This window comes from Halosimplex rarum (assembly GCF_047715405.1).
Lineage (GTDB): Archaea > Halobacteriota > Halobacteria > Halobacteriales > Haloarculaceae > Halosimplex > Halosimplex rarum.
In genome coordinates, this window is the sequence record NZ_CP180412.1 from 328873 (window position 1) to 349212 (window position 20340).

The 20340-nt window shown below is 67.0% G+C and carries 20 protein-coding genes and 1 tRNA gene; 10 read left to right on the forward strand and 11 right to left on the reverse strand.

The window, feature by feature from the left end; all coding sequences use genetic code 11:
• Window position 1: 1 nt before the first annotated feature.
• Genes ACMGFH_RS01540 through ACMGFH_RS01555 form a run of 4 tightly spaced genes read right to left on the reverse strand, consistent with a single transcriptional unit; the run spans window position 2 to window position 6654 of the window.
• Window positions 2-3016: a DNA-directed RNA polymerase subunit A' gene (locus tag ACMGFH_RS01540; RefSeq protein WP_415381014.1), complete on the reverse strand. Its 3015-nt coding sequence runs from the start codon at window positions 3014-3016 to the stop codon at window positions 2-4.
• Window positions 3017-4846, reverse strand: coding sequence for a DNA-directed RNA polymerase subunit B (rpoB, locus tag ACMGFH_RS01545; RefSeq protein ID WP_415381015.1), 1830 nt, complete (start codon window positions 4844-4846; stop codon window positions 3017-3019).
• Window position 4847: 1 nt separating this feature from the next.
• Complete coding sequence (locus ACMGFH_RS01550; RefSeq protein ID WP_415381016.1) at window positions 4848-6416, reverse strand: DNA-directed RNA polymerase subunit B''; 1569 nt, start codon at window positions 6414-6416, stop codon at window positions 4848-4850.
• Window position 6417: 1 nt separating this feature from the next.
• Complete coding sequence (locus ACMGFH_RS01555; protein WP_415381017.1) at window positions 6418-6654, reverse strand: DNA-directed RNA polymerase subunit H; 237 nt, start codon at window positions 6652-6654, stop codon at window positions 6418-6420.
• A gap of 280 nt (window positions 6655-6934) precedes the next feature.
• Between ACMGFH_RS01555 and ACMGFH_RS01560 the strand changes: the two genes are divergently transcribed.
• The 5 genes from ACMGFH_RS01560 to ACMGFH_RS01580 all read left to right on the forward strand — a co-directional run bounded on the left by ACMGFH_RS01560 (window position 6935) and on the right by ACMGFH_RS01580 (window position 9998).
• Window positions 6935-7007: transfer RNA gene (locus ACMGFH_RS01560), tRNA-Asp, on the forward strand.
• A 783-nt stretch (window positions 7008-7790) separates the two neighbouring features.
• Window positions 7791-8111, forward strand: a complete 321-nt coding sequence (locus ACMGFH_RS01565) for a hypothetical protein (protein WP_415381018.1) — start codon at window positions 7791-7793, stop codon at window positions 8109-8111.
• A 48-nt stretch (window positions 8112-8159) separates the two neighbouring features.
• Window positions 8160-8813, forward strand: coding sequence for a hypothetical protein (locus tag ACMGFH_RS01570; RefSeq protein ID WP_415381019.1), 654 nt, complete (start codon window positions 8160-8162; stop codon window positions 8811-8813).
• Between the two features lie 93 nt (window positions 8814-8906).
• Entirely contained in the window at window positions 8907-9194 is a 288-nt protein-coding gene (locus tag ACMGFH_RS01575) for a winged helix-turn-helix transcriptional regulator (protein ID WP_415381020.1), read from the forward strand.
• Window positions 9195-9284: 90 nt separating this feature from the next.
• Complete coding sequence (locus tag ACMGFH_RS01580) at window positions 9285-9998, forward strand: sugar phosphate nucleotidyltransferase (protein WP_415381021.1); 714 nt, start codon at window positions 9285-9287, stop codon at window positions 9996-9998.
• 93 nt (window positions 9999-10091) lie between these two features.
• Here the strand turns inward: ACMGFH_RS01580 and ACMGFH_RS01585 are convergent, their stop codons facing one another.
• Window positions 10092-10220, reverse strand: coding sequence for a phosphohydrolase (locus ACMGFH_RS01585; RefSeq protein WP_415381022.1), 129 nt, complete (start codon window positions 10218-10220; stop codon window positions 10092-10094).
• Window positions 10221-10456: 236 nt separating this feature from the next.
• On the opposite strand from ACMGFH_RS01585, the gene ACMGFH_RS01590 reads away from it, so the two are divergent.
• Window positions 10457-11422, forward strand: a complete 966-nt coding sequence (locus ACMGFH_RS01590) for a S49 family peptidase (protein WP_415381023.1) — start codon at window positions 10457-10459, stop codon at window positions 11420-11422.
• Entirely contained in the window at window positions 11409-12500 is a 1092-nt protein-coding gene (locus ACMGFH_RS01595) for a DUF4350 domain-containing protein (RefSeq protein ID WP_415381024.1), read from the forward strand. The genes ACMGFH_RS01590 and ACMGFH_RS01595 overlap by 14 nt, the downstream gene beginning before the upstream one ends.
• 67 nt (window positions 12501-12567) lie before the next feature.
• On the opposite strand, the gene ACMGFH_RS01600 is transcribed toward ACMGFH_RS01595, so the two are convergent.
• Entirely contained in the window at window positions 12568-12897 is a 330-nt protein-coding gene (locus tag ACMGFH_RS01600; RefSeq protein ID WP_415381025.1) for an FUN14 domain-containing protein, read from the reverse strand.
• Window positions 12898-13092: 195 nt separating this feature from the next.
• Between ACMGFH_RS01600 and hflX the strand changes: the two genes are divergently transcribed.
• Window positions 13093-14403 carry a GTPase HflX gene (gene hflX, locus ACMGFH_RS01605; protein ID WP_415381026.1) on the forward strand — a complete coding sequence of 437 codons (1311 nt, stop codon included), beginning with the start codon at window positions 13093-13095 and terminating at the stop codon, window positions 14401-14403.
• Window positions 14404-14407: 4 nt separating this feature from the next.
• Here hflX and ACMGFH_RS01610 read toward each other — a convergent pair whose 3' ends face one another.
• From ACMGFH_RS01610 to ACMGFH_RS01625, 4 genes are all read right to left on the reverse strand, one after another.
• Window positions 14408-14863, reverse strand: coding sequence for an acyl-CoA thioesterase (locus ACMGFH_RS01610; protein WP_415381027.1), 456 nt, complete (start codon window positions 14861-14863; stop codon window positions 14408-14410).
• Between the two features lie 76 nt (window positions 14864-14939).
• Entirely contained in the window at window positions 14940-15455 is a 516-nt protein-coding gene (gene moaC, locus ACMGFH_RS01615; RefSeq protein ID WP_415381028.1) for a cyclic pyranopterin monophosphate synthase MoaC, read from the reverse strand.
• Window positions 15452-16900 (reverse strand): NAD(P)H-hydrate dehydratase, encoded by a 1449-nt coding sequence (locus tag ACMGFH_RS01620; protein ID WP_415381029.1) that lies wholly within the window; start codon window positions 16898-16900, stop codon window positions 15452-15454. Before ACMGFH_RS01620 ends, moaC begins: the two co-directional genes overlap by 4 nt.
• A 64-nt stretch (window positions 16901-16964) precedes the next feature.
• Window positions 16965-17243, reverse strand: a complete 279-nt coding sequence (locus ACMGFH_RS01625) for an acylphosphatase (protein ID WP_415381030.1) — start codon at window positions 17241-17243, stop codon at window positions 16965-16967.
• A gap of 292 nt (window positions 17244-17535) precedes the next feature.
• Here ACMGFH_RS01625 and ACMGFH_RS01630 point away from each other — a divergent pair, with 292 nt between their 5' ends.
• On the forward strand, window positions 17536-18669 hold the full coding sequence (locus ACMGFH_RS01630) for a citrate synthase (RefSeq protein ID WP_415381031.1): 1134 nt from the start codon (window positions 17536-17538) through the stop codon (window positions 18667-18669).
• A gap of 39 nt (window positions 18670-18708) precedes the next feature.
• On the opposite strand, the gene ACMGFH_RS01635 is transcribed toward ACMGFH_RS01630, so the two are convergent.
• Window positions 18709-19605, reverse strand: a complete 897-nt coding sequence (locus ACMGFH_RS01635; RefSeq protein WP_415381032.1) for a DNA-3-methyladenine glycosylase family protein — start codon at window positions 19603-19605, stop codon at window positions 18709-18711.
• 145 nt (window positions 19606-19750) lie between these two features.
• Here ACMGFH_RS01635 and ACMGFH_RS01640 point away from each other — a divergent pair, with 145 nt between their 5' ends.
• Window positions 19751-20269 (forward strand): DUF555 domain-containing protein, encoded by a 519-nt coding sequence (locus tag ACMGFH_RS01640; protein ID WP_415381033.1) that lies wholly within the window; start codon window positions 19751-19753, stop codon window positions 20267-20269.
• The last annotated feature ends 71 nt before the right edge of the window (window positions 20270-20340 follow it).

The following is a 20340-nucleotide window of genomic DNA, read 5'->3' on the forward strand; positions in this document are numbered from 1 at the left end:
GTCAGTCACCTCCCGCCGCTTCCATCCACCAGTCGTCGGCGTGCTCGGAGAGGTTCGTCGGCTCGGGCTCGCGCCCGAGGAACTGCTCCTTGGCGGTCGCGTCCTCGAACTCGGCGTCGATGACCTGGTCCGCGATTGCCTCGACGTCGACGATGTCGCCGTCCTGGTTCGAGGAGACCTCGACCGGCGAGGTGCCGTCTTCGCCGAACTCGAACTGGACGATGTTGTCCGAGGTGTCCCGGACGGTGCCGTCGTACTGCGTCTCCAGTTCGGAGAGCGCGTTGATGAGCCGGCGCTGCAGGTACCCGGACTTCGACGTCCGGACTGCCGTGTCGACCAGCCCCTCGCGGCCGCCCATGGCGTGGAAGAAGAACTCCCGGGGCTCGAGCCCGCTGCGGTAGGAGTGCTCCACGAAGCCGTGGGCCTCCGCGGAGAGGTCGTCGGGCTTGTAGTGGCTGAGGGTGCGGTCCTCGTACCCGCGGTTGATCCGCTCGCCGCGGACTGCCTGCTGGCCGACACAGCCGGCCATCTGCGTGAGGTTCAGCATCGAGCCACGCGCCCCGGAATCGGCCATGATGACCGCGGGGTTCGTGTCGCCGAAGTGGTCCTCGGCGATGTCGCCGGCGGTGTCGCGGGCCTTCGAGAGCGTGGACATGATCTTCATCTCCAGGGTCTCGTCGACCGACCGACCCGGCAGCGACTCCAGTTCGCCCGCCTCGTAGGTCTCGATGAGCTTCTCGACGCGGTCGTAGGCGTCGCCGATGGCCTCGTCGATCTGCTCCTCGGCCGCCGGCGGGATGGACTCGTCGTCGATGCTGATCGAGAACCCGAAGTGCATGATCGAGCGCATCGCGAGCGCGGAGACCTCGTTGATGAAGATGCGCGCGCGGGTCTTCGAGTACACCTTCGCGATGGTGTCGACGACCTCGCCGCCGAACGCGCCGACCGCGTCCTCGTCGATGGTCCCCGTCGTCATCTGGCCGTTCTCGATGGTGACGGTGTCGCCGGCCGAGGACGTGAACTCGAGGTCCAGGTCGTCGGGCAGCAGTTCGGAGAACAGCGTCCGGCCGGTCCAGTACGCCGCTCCGTCCTCGGTGCCGTCGGGCTCCGGCAGTTCGTCGATCCGGGTCGCCCGTAGCAGGTCGAGCGCCTGCGTCTCGTTGAAGTTCGGGTTCGTGTGCGTCAGCAGGTACGTCCCCGTGATGTGGTCCTGAATGGCGCCGATGATGTTCTCGCCCATCTTCGGGCTGAGCATCTGTTCCTGCACGCGCATCAGCACGCGGGCCTCCGCGCGGGCCTCCTCGTTCTGCAGCGCGTGCATGTTCATCTCGTCGCCGTCGAAGTCGGCGTTGTACGGCGGGCAGACCGTCGTGTTCAGCCGGAACGTCTTGTACGGCATCACGACCACTTCGTGGGCCATGATGGACATCCGGTGCAGCGACGGCTGGCGGTTGAAGATCACGATGTCGCCGTCGATGAGGTGCCGGGAGACCTCCCAGCCCGGCTCGACCTTCTCGGCGAGCTCCTCGCAGTTCTTCTCGGTGACCTTGAGGCGGCGACCGTCGTGACGACGGACGTAGTTGGCGCCCGGATGCGCCTCGGGCCCGTTCGCGACGTAGCGCTGGGCCTCCTCGAGGTTCCGCTCGTTGACGTTCATCGTCTGGGTCATCTCCGTCGCCACGCGGTCGGGGACGCCGACCTCGTTGAGCGACAGCGTCGGGTCGGGGGAGATGACGGTACGAGCCGAGAAGTTGACGCGCTTCCCGGACAGACTGCCGCGGAAGCGCCCTTCCTTGCCCTTGAGACGCTGGGAGAGCGTCTTCAGCGGGCGGCCGGAGCGGTGCCGCGCCGGCGGCGTGCCCGAGATCTCGTTGTCCATGAACGTGGTGACGTGGTACTGCAGCAGTTCCCAGAGGTCCTCGATGATCAGTTGGGGCGCACCGGCCTCGCGGTTCTCCATGAACCGCTGGTTGATGCGGATGATGTCGACCAGCTTGTGCGTGAGGTCGTCCTCGGAGCGCTGGCCGTTGTCCAGCGTGATGGACGGACGGGCCGTCACCGGCGGGACCGGGAGGACCGTCAGGATCATCCACTCCGGTCGGGAGCGCTCGGGGTTGATACCGAGCGCCTCGATGTCCTGGTCGGGGATCTCCTCGAACCAGTCGCGGATGTCCGACGGCATCAGTTTGTCCATGTCCTCCTCGACGAGGTACTCGGCCGAGGAGCTCACGTCTACCTCCAGTTCGTCGAGGTCGTTGAGCCGACCGAGCGCGCGGCCGAGGTTCTTCAGGCGCTCGATGTCGTTGCGGTCCGGGCGGTAGGTCCCCGACAGCAACTCGCGGATGCGCTCGGCGGTGAAGTCGCCCTCGTCGAGCTCGTCCGCGACGTCGCTCGGGCGGACGGCCTCGCCTTCGGGCGGGTCCATCGCGCGTTCGAGGCGCTTGGAGAGCTCGCCGTGGGGCACTTCGATGATCTCGTAGTAGGTGGTCGGCTTCTCGTGTTTGATGTCGAACTGCTTGGCGCCGCAGTACGGGCAGTAGTCGACCTTGCGGCACTCGCGGATGGCCGACTTGAGCACGTCGCTGGGGTCCTTGTTGAGCTCCTTCGCGCGGCGGAGCTGCTCGCGGTAGGCGTCCTTGCGCTGCTCGGCCTTCTCCTCGGCGTCGGCGACGCGGCGGCCGTCGACGGGAGTCAGCCGCGAGCACTCGCGGCAGGTCCCGCGCAGCAGGCGGCGGATGAGCTTCGCGAACCCGACGTGGATGACCGGCGCGGCGAGTTCGATGTGACCGAAGTGACCGTTACACGACCCGGAGTGCTTGCCGCAGGTCTTGCACTCCAGTCCGGGGTCGATGACGCCCAGCCGGGGGTCCATCAGGCCCATGTCGATGGGGAAGCCGTCGTCGTCGTAGGTGTCGGCCGTGATGACCTTCGTGGCCGACATCTCGCGGTACTCCTCGGGGTCCATCAGCCCGAAGCTGATCTGACCGATCTCCTGGGGTGTTCCTTGTGCGCTCATTTATACGGCGTCCTCCAGTTCGATGCGCGGCGCGATGCCGAGCGCCTTCATCTCGTCCAGCAGGAGCTTGAAGGCGTAGCTCATCTCGATCTCGTGGATGTCCGTTTCCTCGTCGCAGTTCGGGCAGTAGACGCGCCGTTGCTCGACGTTCTCGACGGCGGCCATGCCGCAGTTGGCGCAGACGTTGATGAACTCGCGGTCGGACTCGTCGAGCAGCCGCTCTTTCAGCGCCATCGCGGCGCCGTGCCCGATCAGCACGTCGCGCTCCATCTCGCCGACGCGCAGGCCGCCTTCGCGGGCGCGCCCCTCCGTCGGCTGGCGGGTCAGTACCTGCACCGGCCCGCGCGAGCGAGCGTGAATCTTGTTCGAGACCATGTGGTAGAGCTTCTGGTAGAAGATGGTCCCGACGAAGATCTCCGCCTCGATCTTCTCGCCGGTGATGCCCGAGTACATGATCTCCTTGCCGCTGGACATGAAGCCGCGCTCCTCCAGCGACCCGCGAAGCTCGTCCTCGTCCTCACCGGTAAAGGCCGTCCCGTCGACGCGGCGGCCTTCCAGCGAGCCGACTTTCCCGCCGATCATCTCGAGGATGTGCCCGACGGTCATCCGCGACGGCAGCGCGTGCGGGTTCAGGATGAGGTCCGGCACGACGCCCTGCTCGGTGAACGGCATGTCTTCCTGGGGTGCGATGTGGCCCACGACACCCTTCTGGCCGTGCCGCGACGCGAACTTGTCCCCGAGTTCGGGGATCCGCTCGTCGCGCACCGAGACCTTCGAGAGCTTCGAGCCGTCCTCGCCCTCCATCAGCGTCACGGTGTCGACGACGCCGGACTCGCCGGAGCGCATGGTGACCGACGTCTCCCGGCGCTTCTGCGGGGAGAGCCCGCCCATGTCGTCCGGCTCTTCGAGGAACCGGGGCGGCGACGTCTTCCCGAGGAGTACGTCGTTCTCGTCGACGTGGGTCTCGGGGTTGACGAGGCCGTCCTCGTCGAGATGGGTGTACGCTTCCTCGCCGCGAGCGCCGCGGACCTCCTCGTCCGGGATCTCGAAGTGGTCTTCCTGGCCGCCGGGGTAGCGGCGTTCCTCGCCCTCGTAGGTCCGGAAGAAGTGCGACCGGGCGAGCGCGCGCTCGACCGACCCCTTGTTCATGACCAGGGCGTCCTCGATGTTGAACCCCTCGTAGGACATGACCGCGACGACGAAGTTCTGCGCCGCCGGTCGGTCGTCGTACCCGATCTGCTCGGTCGTCTGGGTCTTGACCAGCGAGAGCTGCGGGTAGTGCAGGAGGTGCTGGCGCGTGTCCGGTCGGATCCGGTAGTTCGCGCTCGGCAGCCCCAGCGACTGCTTGATCATCCCCGACCCCATCGTAATCCGGGGCGAGGCGTTGTGCTCGGGGTACGGGATCATGCCCGCGCCGATACCGAACATCAGCTGCGGGTCGACTTCGAGGTGCGTGTGCTCCTCGGTCAGCTCCTCCTCGTCGACCGCGACGTAGATGTCCTCTTCCTCCTCGGCGTCGATGAACTCGATGTAGCCGCGCTCGACGAGCTCCTCGAACTCCATGTCGCCCTCCGTGACGGCCTCGACCTCCTCGTCGGAGACGAGCGGCTCGCCGTTCTCGATGACGAGCAGGGGACGGCGCGCGCGGCCGGCGTCGGCGTTGACGATGACCTCGCGCGTGCGGTTCTTGACCGAGACGTTGACCATCTCGCTCACGTCGCCGCGGCGTCGCGCCTGCCGGATCTGGTCTGCGAGCTGATGCGGGTCGGGGTGGGTCCCGACCAGACTCCCGTTGACGTAGACTTTCGCTTCTCGTGTTTGCTGGCTCATGTTAGTCGTCCGCCGGCTGCTGCTGGTCGATGGACTCGATGCCCGGGATGCCCGAGACGCCCATCGCCGCCAGTTCCTGTTTCAGTCCCTGTTCGTCCTCGACGTTCTGTGACAGCTCCATCGCCTGCGCGAAGTTCTTCACGAGCCCACAGTTGGGCCCCTCGGGCGTCTCCGAGGGACAGATGCGACCCCACTGGGTCGCGTGCAGGTCCCGCGCCTCGAAGTGCGGTTGCGAGCGCGAGAGCGGCGAGCGCAGACGGCGCAGGTGAGAGAGAACACCCATGTAGTCCGTCCGGTCGACCAGCTGGCTCACACCGGAGCGGCCGCCGACCCAGTTCCCCGTCGCGATCGGGTGTTCCAGGCGCTCGGTCAGCACGTCCGAGCGAACCACGGTCGACACGGAGAGCTGCCGGTTCCGCATGTTGGCGCGTTCGAGCTGGTACTTCACGTCCCGCGCGAGCTTGTTCAGCGCAGTCCGGAACAGGTCCTTCATCAGGTCGCCCGAGACCTTGAGACGCTTGTTGGCGTAGTGGTCCTTGTCGTCGGCGTCGCGGCGTTCGAGCGCGAGCTCGAAACACGCCTCGGCCATCCGGCAGAGGTAGTACGCCTTGTTGATACGCACGTCCTCCTCCTCGACACCGTCCTCGTGGAGGTGCGGGAGCAGGTAGCGGTCGATGACGTAGTTGGCGCGCTTGAGCTGGTAGTTCTTGCCCTGGCCCGAGGCGACGCGCTTGCCGAGTTCCTCGATGGCGCCCTCGGTCGTCTGGACCTCCGCGGCCTCCAGGTTCTCGAGCATGAACTTCACGATCTCGGGGTCCTCGGAGACGCGGTGGACGATCTCCTCGTCGGATTCGAGGCCGAGCGCCCGGATGAGCGTCACGAAGTTGATGCTCCCCGACACCGAGGGGAAGGATACTTCGAGCAGGCCGTCGCGGGTGCGCTCGACGAGCACGAGCGCGCGGTACCCACGACGCTGGGAGAAGGTCTTCGCGACCTCGATGGTGTCGCCGTACTTCGTGTCCGTCTCGGCGAGGATCTTGTTCGGCGCAAGGTCCTCGCTCGTCATCAGCACGCGCTCGGAGCCGTTGACGATGAAGTACCCGCCGGGGTCGGCGGGGTCCTCGCCGATGTCGATCAGCTCTTCTTTCGTGAACCCGGCGATGTTACACTTGTTCGAGCCGACCATGATCGGCATGCGGCCGATCTTGGTCTCGGTCTGGTCGACGACGCGTTCTTCTTCCTCTTCGCCGCCCTTGATGATCGCCATCTCCATGAAGACGGGGGCGGCGTAGGTGATGTTCCGCAGTCGCGCTTCCTGGGGGTAGAGCAGCTCCTCGGAACCGTCGGCTTCACGGACGCGGGGCGTGACCACTCGCACGTCCCCGAGTTCGACGTAGACGGGCTCCTCGCCCTCCTTGTCGCCGATGTCCGTCTCGATCGTCTCCTTCTCGTCGACCACTCGCTGCATCCCTCGGTCGAGGAACGCGTTGAACGAGCGGAAGTGGTGTTCTGCGAGTCGTTCCCTCGAGAAATACTCCCGTGATATTTCGCGTCTGTCCTGAATGTTCATATTATTCCACCACGAGTCGGTATACGACTGCCCGGTCGGTCGTTCGCGAGTCCCGTGTCACCTTGACCACGTCGCCGGCCTCGATGTCGGCGTCGAGATCGCGCAACGCGGGGTCGGCTCGCTTGATCTTCGGCAGGTCGGTTTTCTTGATGTTGTACTCCTCGAGCACGCCCTCGACGGTGTCGCCGTCGAGGAGCGTGTGTTCGGGAACGAGTTCGTGTTGGCTTACGTCTACCATGTGTGGGCCTGTTGGGAGTGAGAAGTTGCTGTCACGAGATACTACAGGCGCCTATAACCGCGAGCCATAAAACGCTTACCAAGTCAGCCGAGCATAGCTACTCGGACCGCGAGCAACCGCCGTGGACCGCGACAATGTCCCTTCGTGGGGCAGGATACGCAAACTACCTTGATTAGTGTTGGGGTGTGCTAGTCCGTGTCGCGGTTGTGTGTGATCGACAGACAGCGCGGCCGTCGTAACTGGAAAGCCTTTTCCGTGTGTTCCCCGCAGGTGTTGGTAAGCCCGGGTGGTGTAGTGGCCCATCATACGACCCTGTCACGGTCGTGACGCGGGTTCAAATCCCGCCTCGGGCGCTTTCTGCTGCGAACAATTCCGCGAGCACCGCGTAGCGTGTGCTCGCTACCGTGAGCAGCGAAACGGCCTCAGAAAGGGATTTGAACCCTGAGAGTCGCAGCCCGGGAAGCGAACGCAGTGAGCGACCCGGAACGTCTCTCTCCGGTTCAAATCCCGCCTCGGGCGCTTCTCGAAATTCAATTCGCGCGGAGTTCCGTCTCCGCGCAATACTGAATTTCGTGTGCGACGTCGTGGGATTTGAAGTAGACCGAGGTTCTGCGCCGCAGGCGCAGGTTCTCGGGCGTGGTTCAAATCCCGCCTCGGGCGTCTCTCCGAACTCAACTGGCAAGCGGCGCGTTTCATCGCGCCGTATTCTGAGTTCGGTGTGCGCCGTACTGGATTTGAACCCTGGCAGTCGCAGCGGCCGAACGAAGTGAGGCCGACCGTCTGCCTCCGGTTCAAATCCCGAGAGACGCCTTCGGCGTCTCTCGACCCTCGCGAACGCTCCGCGTTCGCTCGGTCCCGCCTCGGGCGTCTCTCCGAACTCAACTGGCAAGCGGCGCGTTCTGAGTTCGGTGTACGCCGTACTGGATTTGAATCAGGGAAGACGCTCGTCTTGCTTGCGGTCTGGGTTGCGACTCGTTGAAAGAGTCGGATCTCCGATCCGCGCGAACCTGTCGGTCGAACAGATTATCTGGCTTGCGCGGCTTTGCCGAGGTATGGAGTCCGATCGCCCGTTCCGTCGGTGGCTGCCGGACAGGACGCCGACGTGAACGGACGTTCTGGCCGGTGCGCTCGGGGGGGTGCTGTTTCTGAGCAACCTGACGACGCTGACCCGGTTCGACTGGCTGTGGGTGGCTGGGGGGTTCGTCGCGACCGTATTGGTCCTCGGACCGGTCGCGCAGTCGTCGCTCGCGGCGCGTGCGAGCGAACGGTCACACGCCGGCGGAGTGCTGGCCGGGGTCGCGGTGGTCGCGGGCTTCATCGCGCTGGCCTGGATCGTCCGTGAGGTGTTAGGCGTGCCCCAGCCGTTCCTGCGCGGACTGGCCAGCGGGGTCTTCCTCGCGGTGGCAGCGTTCACGAGTGTTCGCGTCCTCGCACGCAGGAGCGTCGAGGGGTGGTGATCGACCGCGCCAGCAAAAGCGTAAATGGCTGCGTGTGAATTGGTCGGTATGGACGAAATCGACAGCCAGGCAATGCCGCGCGTCCTCGTCGAGGAGTTCCTCGAACGCGAGGAGGGGACGCGCGCGCTCCTGGACGACCTCGAGCGGGCGACGCTGGAGGGCGACCACGAGTCGGTCCGCGAACGGATCCGCGACCTCGCCGAGAACAACCAGCACGTCTTCTACGCCATCGCGCTCTCGCTGTCGGGATCGAAGCAGTTCTACGGCGACGTGGAGGCCCAGCTCGGCGTCGAGGCGGCCGACGTGCTCCGTGACCTGGGCGAGACGTACCCGGCGCTGGCCGAGCCGTTCGGCGTCGTCCGGACCGAACAGACCCGCGAGCGACGAAATCCGGTCACTGAACTCGAAGCGACGACGACGTACCACTCCGAGGCCGAGGTGCCGGTCGTCAGCTACGCGCCGAAGTCGGGCTCGGTGGAGCTGTTCTCCGGCCAGGGCTCGCCCGAGGAAGTGCTCCAGTTCGCGTCGTATCTCGTCCAGGCCACGACGGACTCGCTCGACAGCGCGCTCGACCACGACTACTCGGTCAACACCGAGGAACTCAGTGCGCTCATCGACCGCCAGGAGAATCTGGAGAGCGAACTCGGGCGGCTGCGCGACCAGCTCGACGAACTGCGCCGGAAGCCGGTCGGCGACGAGTAGGCGGGCACCACGGCGCGGAGCGAGGCGACGCACCGCCGCCGGCACGGCACCTGTGACTTTATTACGCCCGGGGGGATAGACCCGGTGAACTTCATGGTGGATCGACTGACCGACCAGGTCGAAAAGGAGGAACGGGACCTGCGTATTCTGGAGGCCGTCATCGAATCGGGACCGATCGGGATCGTCCGGATCGCCGAGGAGACGGACATTCCCGAACACAAGGTGCGCTACTCGCTGCGGATGCTGGAGAACGACGGGCTGGTCGAACCCACCCCCGACGGAGCGACGCCGGCGGACGGGATCGACGAGCGCCTCGCGGAGATGAACGAGGGCATCGACGACCTCGTCGCGCGACTCGACGGGCTCAAGGACACGTTCTGAGCGGCTCGGCAGTCCGGGTGTCCGGGATAGATTCTCCCGCGGGCCGCAGCAGTGTTTTGTACGCCGCTGCCGTTGGTCTACGCGAATCTCATGAAGGCAGTCATCCCCGCGGCGGGTCGCGGGACGCGGCTCCGCCCGCTCACCGACGACCGGCCGAAGGCGCTCGTCGACGTCGCCGGGCGACCGTTGCTCTCGCACGGTCTCGACCGGCTCGCCGACCTGGGCGTCTCGGAGTTCGTGCTCGTGGTCGGCTACCGGAAGGAAGCGGTCATCGACCACTACGGTGACGCGTTCGCGGACGTCCCGATCACGTACGTCCACCAGCGCGAGCCGAAGGGCCTGGCCGACGCCGTCCTCCGGGCCGAGAGCGAAGTCGACGACGACTTCCTCGTGTTCAACGGCGACAACGTGATGACCGGGGACCTCGGCGGCGTCGTCGAACGCCAGCAGATCGAGGGGGTCGACGCGACGCTCGTCGTCGACGACGTCACGCGGGACGAGGCGGCGGAGACGGGCGTGTTCGTCACCGACGACGACGGCCGACTGGACGCGGTCGTCGAGAAACCGGACGACCCCCCGTCGACCAGGGTGCTGACCGGTCTGTTCGGGTTCGACCCGGAGATCTTCCACGCCTGCCACCTCGTCCAGCCGACCGACCGCGGCGAGTACGAACTGACCGACGCCGTCGACCTGTTCCTCCGTGCCGACCGGCGCGTCGAAACGGTCTCGTTCGACGGCCAGCGGGTCAACGTCAACACGCCGGCCGACCGCGAGCGGGCGGCGCAGCTGCTCGATCAGTCCTGACTACGGCTCGAACGGTCCCGACTACGAGCGGAGACGCGGATGTCTTCTCGGGGTGCTCTCCTGTCAACGGCCGAAAACGGGGATCGGACCGGGTTACTCGGAGGGGTTGTTCCCGCGCTGGAAGAGGTAGACCATCTCCCACATCGCCGCGTCGAGGTCGCGGCCGTCGGAGGCCTCCTCCAGTTGACGGTACAGACTGTCCGATACCTGGATCTCGGGCATGGAAGGACGCACGGGTCGATAGCTAATAAACACCCGCTGAGTCGGAAATGAGTTAACGTTCACACCGGGGCCGATGGTCGCGTCGGTCACCGTGAAACGACGGGTAATGCGACGTTACTTCGGGGAACCGACGAGCCGGCGGCGCTCGGCGGGATTTGGGGGCGGGCCGCGAATACGTCAAACAGATTTTTAGATTGAACAACCTTCATGAGGGGTTCGTCCGTCCGGAGGGGTGTATGGTGGACAGAAGCGATTCGGCAGGGACGACCACGGTACTGTACGTGATCGTCGTGGTCGTTGCCGTCCTGGTTGCAACCGTACTCGCGCCTGTCGTCTGGAGTGCGACGCAGTCGTCTTCGGGCGATTCGGGGGAGCCGACGGTGTCGGTCATCACGCTACGTGCCGGAACTGACGCCGGTCCGGTGAACGACGTCAAAGAGGCCCTCCGCGACGCGAGAACTAACGAATCCGTCGAGGCGGTCGTGTTCCGGATCGACAGCCCCGGCGGCGCCGTGGCATCGAGCGAAGAACTGTACCTGGCGGTCAACCGGACCGCGAGGCAGATGCCGGTCGTCGCCTACGTGGAGGGGACGGCCGCCTCGGGGGGCTACTACGGGATCGCACCCGCCGACCGGATATACGTCAAACCTAGCTCGACGGTCGGCTCTATCGGTGTGATCGTCAGTTCGCCGCTGAGCGCGCTCGAACAGGCTTCGGCGCAGAGCAAGACCTACCTCCGGACGGGCCCGGACAAGGCGACCTACGAGAAAGACCAGTACCGCGAGGAGATGGAGACGCTCCACAACGCCTTCGTCGACTCGATCATGAAACACCGGGAGGACAAACTCAACGTGTCCCGCAACGAGGTCGCTCACGGCGACGCGTACATCGGACCGGTCGCGGTCCGGAACGGGTTCGCCGACACGACCGGCGACCTCTACTCGGCTATCGACTTCGCGGCCTCGCAGGCGGACGGGATCGACGACGGCAACTACAACGTCCACTACGACGAGCCTATTAGCCCGTCTGGGGGGACTATCCTGCTGTCGGAGGGCGCCGAGAAGGTCGACGGTAACGTCGTGTACGTCGACCGCTCGGGCGAATCGGCGACCGAGTTCGAACGACCGGTGCGGTACTACGCGGTCTGGGGCGTCCCCGTCACCGAGGACGCTCAGGAGGTGAACACCAATGAAAGCGACTGAAGTACTCAAACCGCTCGGCGTCTTCGTGCTCGTAATCGCGGTGATCCTCGCGGGGACGGCCGTCGTCTCGACGCTCAGCGGTTCCGGCTCCGCGGCACCGTCCGACGGCGAAGACATCCAGGGCCAGGCGCCCGAGCAGTTCCAGCCCGAGAACGCCATCGAGACGAGCGCCCCGGAGGACGGCGACATCTCGGTCGACGCCGGCGGCGAGAACAAACGCATCCTCGTCGACAGCGGTCACGGCAACCAGTTCTCCCAGTCGGAGATCGAACCGCTCACCGAAGCGCTGTCGGAAGCCGGTCACGAGGTCGACGTCGGGGCTGGCGCCAGCAACGGCGGCTTCGGCGGTGGCGGGTACAACGCGACGCTCCAGCAGTACGACGCCGTGCTGATCGTGCAGCCGACCTCGTCCTACTCCGCGGGCGAGATCGCGGGGCTGAAAGCCTACGCCGAGGGCGGCGGCCGTATCGTCGCGCTGGGCGAGCCCCCGCAACTGCAGGTCAGCAGCGGCCTGGTGGCCGAGGTCTCGGAGGTCAGCTTCGGCGCGCAGGGCCTCGCCGAGGAATTCGGCCTCCGAGTGGGGACCCAGGGGCTCTACAACATGGACGACGACCGGAACGACAACAACTACGAGAGCATCGTCGCGAGCCCCGACGGCGACTCTCCGCTGACCGAGGGCGTCGACAACGTCACGTTCGACTCGGCGGGCACGGTCGTGCAGACCGGCGACGGCGCGGAGATCCGCCTCCGCGCGCTCCCGGGCAGTACGACGCTCGAACGGCGACAGGCTGGCGAACACCCGGTCGCCGCGCAGAACGGGAACTTCGTCCTCGTGGCGGACACGTCGTTCCTGAAGTCCTCGGAACGCTACGACATGGACAACGAACAGTTCATCAGCAACCTCCTCGAGTTCCTCGTCTCCGGCGACAAAGAAGAGGGAGTCCCCGAGGCCGGAGGGGGAATGGGGAACGGCGGCTTCGGTGGCGGTGACAGTGGCGGTGCCGACGGCGGTTCCGGCGGCGACGACGGCGGCCAGCCCGGCGGCCCGCTAACGGAGACGCCGACCGCGGCGCCGTAACGGACGGCTGCGCAGAAGGGATTCGAGTCCGTCCGGAGAATCGTCCGCGACCGCCGCTCGCGCGGTGTTATCCTTTTCTGAAACCGAGGAAGAAGCCGCCGGTGAAGCCCGCGCTGACCGGGATGATCGAGAGGAAACTCATCACGACGCCCGGCGGCTGGTTCGCGTTCGCCGCGTCGCCCGCCGCGGTGCTCGCGTTGACCAGGCCAGCCGAGAGGCGATTCCAGTCGACGGCGAGGATGCCCTGCGATTCGAGGAACTTGAACAGCGCCAGTTCTAGCCCGATCAGGAAGGCGATGATCTTCGCGACCTTCTTCGCCGTGAAGCCGATCAACCCACCGATGACGGCTCCCGTGCCCAGTTCCAGCCCGATCTGTTGCAAACCGAGGTCTACCATATCCTGCCCGGTATCGGGCACGGAATAAGGCTCTTGTGCCCGCGGCCGATCCACCGGTAAGCCCGCCCTATCTGCAGCGCGATGCGAAGATATCCAGCGTCTCACAGCCCGAAAGATCGACTTGGCGGCCGGCAACGTCGACGACGAGGGCGGTCGACCAGAGTTTAAATACGCGGGCGACGTACCTCCGCGCGAGTGACGGAGCCACAGACCGAACGGCGGGCTGTCGTCGCCAAGCGCGTCGACAGCGGACGGCCGGACACGACGGAGATCCGCGACCTCGCGCGGGCGGCCGGGTACGACGTAGTCGGCGAGGTGACCCAGACACGGACGGAAGACCCGGCGACGCTCCTGGGTGAGGGGAAAGTCGCCACGCTCGCGCGCAGGGTGGTCGAGACCGAGGCGACGGTGGTCATCTTCGACAACCAGCTCGGTCCCTACCAGACGTACAACGTCGGGAACGAGCTGCCGGAAGGGGTCCGCCTGATCGACCGTTTCCGGCTCATCCTGGAGATTTTCGGCCAGCGGGCGCAGACGCGAAAGGCCCAGCTACAGGTCGAGCTCGCCGAACTCCGCTACGAACTCCCCCGGGCGGAGGCGAAGGCCAGCCTCGCTCGGCGCGACGAGCGGCCGGGGTTCATGGGCCTGGGCGAGTACGACGAGAGCCGCGAACGCGACATCAAGGCGCAGATCTCCCGGATCCGGGAGGAGCTCGAACAGATCGAGGAGACGGAGGAACACCGCCGCGAACAGCGGCGCGAGTCCGGATTCGACCTCGTCGCCCTCGCCGGCTACACGAACGCTGGGAAGTCGACGCTGCTCCGCCGGCTCGCCGAGGACGTCGACGTCGACGAGAACGAGGACCTGCACCCGGACCTGGACGCGACCGCCGAGTCCGAGGACCGCCTGTTCACGACCCTCGGGACGACGACCCGCCGGGCGGACATGGACCAGCGGGACGTGCTCGTGACCGACACGGTCGGGTTCATCTCCGACCTGCCACACTGGCTCGTCGAGTCGTTCAAGTCGACGCTCGACTCGGTGTACCGGGCCGACCTCGTTCTGCTGGTCGTCGACGTGAGCGAGCCCGTCGAGGAGATCCGCGAGAAGCTCGTGACGTGTCACGACACCCTCTACGAGCGCAACGAGGCGCCCATCGTCACGGTCCTGAACAAGATCGACACGGTCGACGACGAGGAGGTGGCCCGCAAGCGCGAGGCGCTGTCCGCGCTCGCCCCCAATCCGGTGTCGGTGAGCGCCCGGACCGGCGAACGGGTCGACGACCTGCGCGAGCGCATCCACGCGGAGCTCCCCGACTACGAGCGCGAACGCCTCGTCCTGCCGATGACCGACGACACGATGTCACTGGTCTCGTGGATCCACGACCACGCGCAGGTCGACTCGGTCGACTACGGCGACCAGGTCGTCGTCGAGTTCGAGGCCCGCCCGGCGATCGTCGAGCGGTCGCGGGCGAAGGCCGGCGACCTCGTCGAAGCGTCGGCCTGACCGGTCAGTCGCCGCCGTCTTTCCCTTCGCGCCATTCGAGCGCCCGCTCCCGTAGCTCCCGGCAGCGCTCGCCCTCGACGGAGAGGTCGGGGACCGGGACCGGTGAGCCGTCCTCGTCGATGGCGACGAAGACGAACTGTGACTCGGTGGTCATCTGTTGCTCGCCCGTCCGGGGGTTCTCCCGCGCGGCGCGCAGGTGGACGTTGACGCTGCTACGCCCCTCGTCGAAGACGAACGCCTCGATGACGACGACGTTGCCGGTGGGGACCGGCCGGTGGAAGTCCATGCGGTCGATGGAAGCGGTGACGCAGGGCTCGCCCGCGAAGCGCATCGCGGACATCGCGCCGAGTTCGTCCATCCACTTCATCACGTTGCCCCCGTGGACGGTGCCGTAGTTGTTGGCGTGATTCGGCTGGACGCGCCAACGGTTCTCCAGATACGTATCGCTGACTGTCGGCATGGATCGCCAGAGGGACGGGAGGCTTGTCGGTCTACCGGCCGAGCGCCGCCTCCCGATCGCGACCCGCGGGTGCGGCCTACAGTTCCCGCTTGGTCTTCTCGACGACTTCGACAGACTCGATCCCGGTGTTCGGGTACTGACCCTCCCCGTCTTTCTCCGCCGACTTGACCATGTCCCAGACGACGTTGAGACCGGTCGTGACGCCTTCCAGGGCCTCCATTTCGCAGCCGGTCTTGCCTGTCGTCTCGACGGCGACGGTGAGATCGATCTCGGCTTCGCCGAGGTCGAACGCCGTCTCGACGTTCGTGATCGGGATCTGGTGGCACATGGGGATCGTCTCCCAGGTGTGCTTGACGGCCTGGATCGCACCGACGCGCGCCGTCGCGAGTACGTCGCCCTTCTCGACCGAATTGTCCCGAACGGCCGCGACCGTCTCGGGGCGCAGGCGGAGCGTCCCGCGGGCGACCGCCCGGCGGGCCGTGTCGGGCTTGTCGCCGACGTCGACCATCTGTGCGTCGCCCGACTCGTCGGTGTGCGTGAGATCGGCGTCCGGCGCGTCGGACAGACCGGATACGGGATCGTCTTCGCTCACGCCTCGCCACCTCGGTCGGTCCAGAGGACCTCCGGGATCTCGTCGTGGAGGTCGGTGGCGACGAGGCCGTTGTTCCGTTCCTCGAAAGCGCGGTCGCCGGCGCGGCCGTTGGCGTAAGCGGCCATCGCGGCCGCGTCGAGCGGGTGCTGAGTCGCCGCGAGCGCCCCCGTTATTCCGGCGAGCACGTCGCCGGTACCGCCGACGGTCATGCCGGCGTTTCCGGTGCGGTTGACGCGGGTGGTCTCGCCGTCCGAGATCACGTCGTAGGCGCCCTTGACGAGGACGACCTGGCCGAGGTCGGCGGCGAAGTGCTCGACGTAGTCCGCCCGCTCCTCCCAGTCGTCGCTCACTCGCCCGCCCATCTCGGCGAACTCGCCCTGGTGGGGCGTGCAGATCAGGTCCGCGTCGGTGTCGACCTGCGGCACGCGTGAGAGGGCGTCGGCGTCGACGACCGCGGTCCCGGAGTACCCCGAGAGGATGCCCTCGACGGCTTCGAGCGTCTCGTCCGCGTCACCCAGGCCCGGGCCGATGACGACCGTGTCGTGGTGGCGGGCCATCTGGAGGAGGAAGCCGACCTGCCGGGGTTCGAGCTGTTTGCCCTGGTAGGGGCGGACGATGAGGTCCTCGCTGAACCCCTGGAGTTCGCGGCCGACGACCATCGGGCAGGCCACGCGGACGAGGTCGGCCCCGCCGCGGAGCGCGGCCTTCGCCGAGAGGGCGGGTGCGCCAGCGTACGGGCCGCCGCCGATGACGAGCACCTCGCCGTTCTGTCCCTTGTGGCTCCCGGGGTCGCGGTCGTCCAGGCGCAAGAGGTCCCCTCGCTCGACGAAGCGCTCCGCAGCGCCGGGGATTCCGATGTCGGCGACGGTCACGTCGGCGTCAAGCGCGTCGAGGCCTGGTTTGGTGTCGTGGAAGGTGACCACGCGGTCGGCCTCGACCGCCGTCTCGGCGAGTTCGCCCGTCTCGGCGTTCAGCCCGGAGGGGACGTCCACCGCGACGACGGTCGCGTCGCTCTCGTTGATGGCCGCCGCGGCGGTCCGCTCGGGTTCGCGGAGGTCACCCCTGATCCCGGTCCCGAGCATCGCGTCGACCACGATATCGGGCTCGCCGAGGTCGAACGCGGTCGAGTCCCGGACGACGTCCGTCTCGTACTCGCCGTCGGCCAGCGCCTCCCAGTTCTCCCGAGCGATCTCGGTCGTGACGGCGTCGGGCCGGCCGAGCAGGCTCGTCGTCACGTCGAGTTCGTCGAGAAAGCGGACCGCGACGAACGCGTCGCCGCCGTTGTTCCCCCGGCCGGCGACGACGCGAACGCTCGCGTTCGGATCGGCCACCTCGCGGACCGCTCGCGCGACCGCGTGGCCGCTGGACTCCATCAACTGTTTGCGCGGGACCCCCATGGCCGCCGCGTTCTCGTCGATGACAGCCATCTCGCTGCCAGTAATCATACGCGAGCGTTCGCCCGCCCCGCTGAAAAGGGTGGGGGCAACGGGTCGCGTCGCCCTCGCGCGGTCAGCGGCGGATCTCGAACCCGTCGATCCCCTCCGGCTCGCCGTACTCGGCCGCTACGTCGTCGACGCGGGCGCGAGAACTCCCCTCGTGACACCACTCGACCATCGACTCCACGACGTCCTCGGGGCCCTCGAAGACGGCCTCGACGCGGCCGTCGGCGAGGTTCTTTACCCAGCCGTCGACGCCCCGGTCGCGAGCCTCGTCGCGGGTCGTCGCTCGGTAGTAGACGCCCTGTACCGTCCCCGAGACGTAGACGTGTGCGCGCGTTGGATCTGCCATACCAACCGGTAGCGCTCGCGTGCTGAAAAAACGCACCGCCCGAGCGTGCCGCTGTCGACCGGCCGACCCTGCGCCGAACGCGCTGCTGTCGATCGGCCGACCTCGCGCCGAACACGAGCGGCCACTCCCCCGGTCGCCGGTCCGCGGATAGTAGCACGGCTGTCGATACGTGCGTCGACAATTGGACAAATAGCGGTAAAACGACCCCATATCTGGTAGATGTTGGTGGATTGGGGCAGATCATCGGAGGTATTCCAACAAAGCTTTGGTAGTCTCCCGCAGAGGGGTGAGCATGGGCGATGGCAACCTGAACCGCGGACTCGAGGGGATCAGGGTCGCGGAGACCCGCCTGAGCGATATCGACGGCGAGGAGGGCGAACTCACTATCGGCGGCTTCCCAGTGGACGAACTCGCTCGGGAGGCGACCTACGAGGAGAGCGTCTTCCTGCTCTTCCACGACCGCCTCCCGACGGCCGACGAACTCGACGAGTTCAGAGCCGACCTGGCCGGCCGGCGCGGCGTCGGCGAGGAGGTCCGCGCGGTACTGCGTCGGGCTGCCGAGGAGGAGAAACCCGCGATGGACGCGCTGCGGATGGGCGCCGCGGCGGCCAACCTCGGGGCCGGCGCGGAGGACCCCGAGGCTGACGCCCGTCGCGTCATCGCCGTCTTCCCGACGATCGTTGCGACGTACTGGCGCTACCGCGAGGGCAACGACCCCGTCGAACCGCGCGAGGACCTGCGCCACGCGGCGAACTACCTCTACATGCTGACCGGCGAGGAACCGGACGAGCCCGCGGTCCGCGGGATCGAGACGTACCTCAACACGGTGATCGACCACGGGCTGAACGCGTCGACGTTCACCGCGCGGACCGTCGTCTCGACGGAGTCGGACGTGGTCTCGGCCGCGACCGCGGCCGTCGGCACGCTGAAGGGGCCGCTCCACGGCGGCGCGCCCGGTCCCGTCCTCGACATGTTGCGGACGATCCACGAGCGCGGCGACCCGGAGGGGTACGTCCGGGAGAAACTGGAGGCGGGCGAGCGACTGATGGGCTTCGGCCACCGCGTCTACCGCGTCAGGGACCCGCGGGCGGCCGTTCTGGAGGCGGCGGCCGCGGAGTTCTATGGAGAAGCCGGCGATACCGACTTCTTCGAGACGATCCGGGACTTCGAGGACGTGGCCGTCGACCTGCTCTCCGAACACAAACCGGGCCGGCGCCTCGACACGAACGTCGAGTTCTACACCGCGGCGCTGCTCGACGGCGTCGGCGTCCCCAAGGAACTGTTCACGACCACCTTCGCGGTCTCACGAGTCGGTGGATGGACGGCCCACGCGCTCGAACAGCTCGACGACAACCGCCTCATCCGCCCGCTGTCGGCCTACGTCGGCGACCACGGCCGCTCGTGGACGCCCGTCGACGAACGGTAACGAGTCGCGGTCCGCTGGCCACTTCTCGTCGCTTCCCCGCTATCGCAGGTAGTGAAACACGTAGGTCTGCGCGTAGCCGGCGAATTCCCCGCCGAAGGCCTCGCGGATGGCCCGCGAGGTGTCGGCGTAGTTGCCGCGGTCGCAATCGGGGTAGTACTCCTCGATCGTCGTCCGGATCCACGTGTCGAGCGGGACGGCCTCGAGGTAGTCGAGCGCGAACAGGGCGACGCAGTCGGCCACCTTGTCGCCCACGCCGACGAACCGCGTCAGCGACTCGCGGGCGTCCTCGTAATCGAGGCCGACGGCCTCCTCGGGGTGGGCCTCGCCCTCGGCGACCATCCGCGCGGTGTCGCGGACGTACGGGGCGCGATAGCCGAGTCCGAGGTCGCGGAGTTCCCCCTCGGTCGCGGCGGCCAGTTGCTCGGCCGTCGGGTAGGCGCGGTAGGTCCGACCGTCGAACTCGACGGTCGTCCCGAACGCTCGCTCCAGTTCGCGCTGCATCCCGTGGATGCGTCCGACGCGCATCTGGGCCGAGCAGATGAACGAGACGAGGCAGGGAAAAGCGGGATCGTCGACGAGGCGCATGCCCCAGTAGGCGTCGAAGGCGCGCTCGATCAGGTCGTCGTCGGGCGTCGCCGCGCGGATGGCGGGGAGGTCGTCGTCGAGGCGGAGGCGCTCGCGGAGGACGGGGACGGGGTCGGTCGAGGACTCCCACTCCAGGCGGTCGTCGACCTGCCGAACGCGGACGACCTCGGGCGACCCGTCGACGCGGACCACCGTCTCGTACCAGTGGTCGCCGCCGAAGACTGCGCTCTCGTCGTACATCTGGCCGTCGGTGCGGTCCCAGAGGTACGACTGGCCGCTCTCGACGGTGGACTGGAGGTCGAACGGGCCGGGGAACTCCGAGAGGGCGACGGCGCCGCGCTCTACGCTCATACCCGGACCAGGCGCGGGGTCGGCATTTCCCTTTCGAGACGCGTCTGCAGGACTGCCTCGCCGCGGCGCGCGGCCGAGCGACTCGCAGGTATGTGAGGTGCTATCGAGGCTAACCTTCATGTCGCTTCGAGACAAATACGGATCTATGAACTGCAGAGTTGTCGTCGAGGCCGCAGTGCCCGTCTACGACGTCGAAACGGCAGACGAGGCGGTCCGGATCGCCATCTCGAAGACCGGCGAGATGCTCAACCCGGACCTCAACTACGTCGAGATCAACATGGGCGAGCGCTCGTGTCCCCACTGCGGCGAGGAGCTCGAACCGGCGTTCATCGCGGCCGACGAGAGCCTCGTCGCGCTCGAACTGGAGATCACCGTCTTCAACGTCGAGCGCGAGGAGCACGCCGCCCGCATCGCACGCAAGGAGATCGGCCAGCGCCTCGAGAACATCCCGCTGGAGGTCCTCGAGATCGAAGTCATCGACGACGAGGACGACGACGCGGACGCCGACGAGGACGAGGAGTCCGAATCGTCGAGCGACGATGAGCCGGAGGAATCGGCCGACGACGGGGGAGACGGGCCCACGGATTCGTCCGGAGCGCCGGACGACGAGGCGGGGGACGACGAAGTCCTCCCCGAGTTCGAAGAGCTCATCGACGAATCGTAACGCGACAGACGGGCGCGCGCCTGCAGTTCACTTTCTCGACCCGCCTCACGTGAAGCGCCGGCTAACCGATC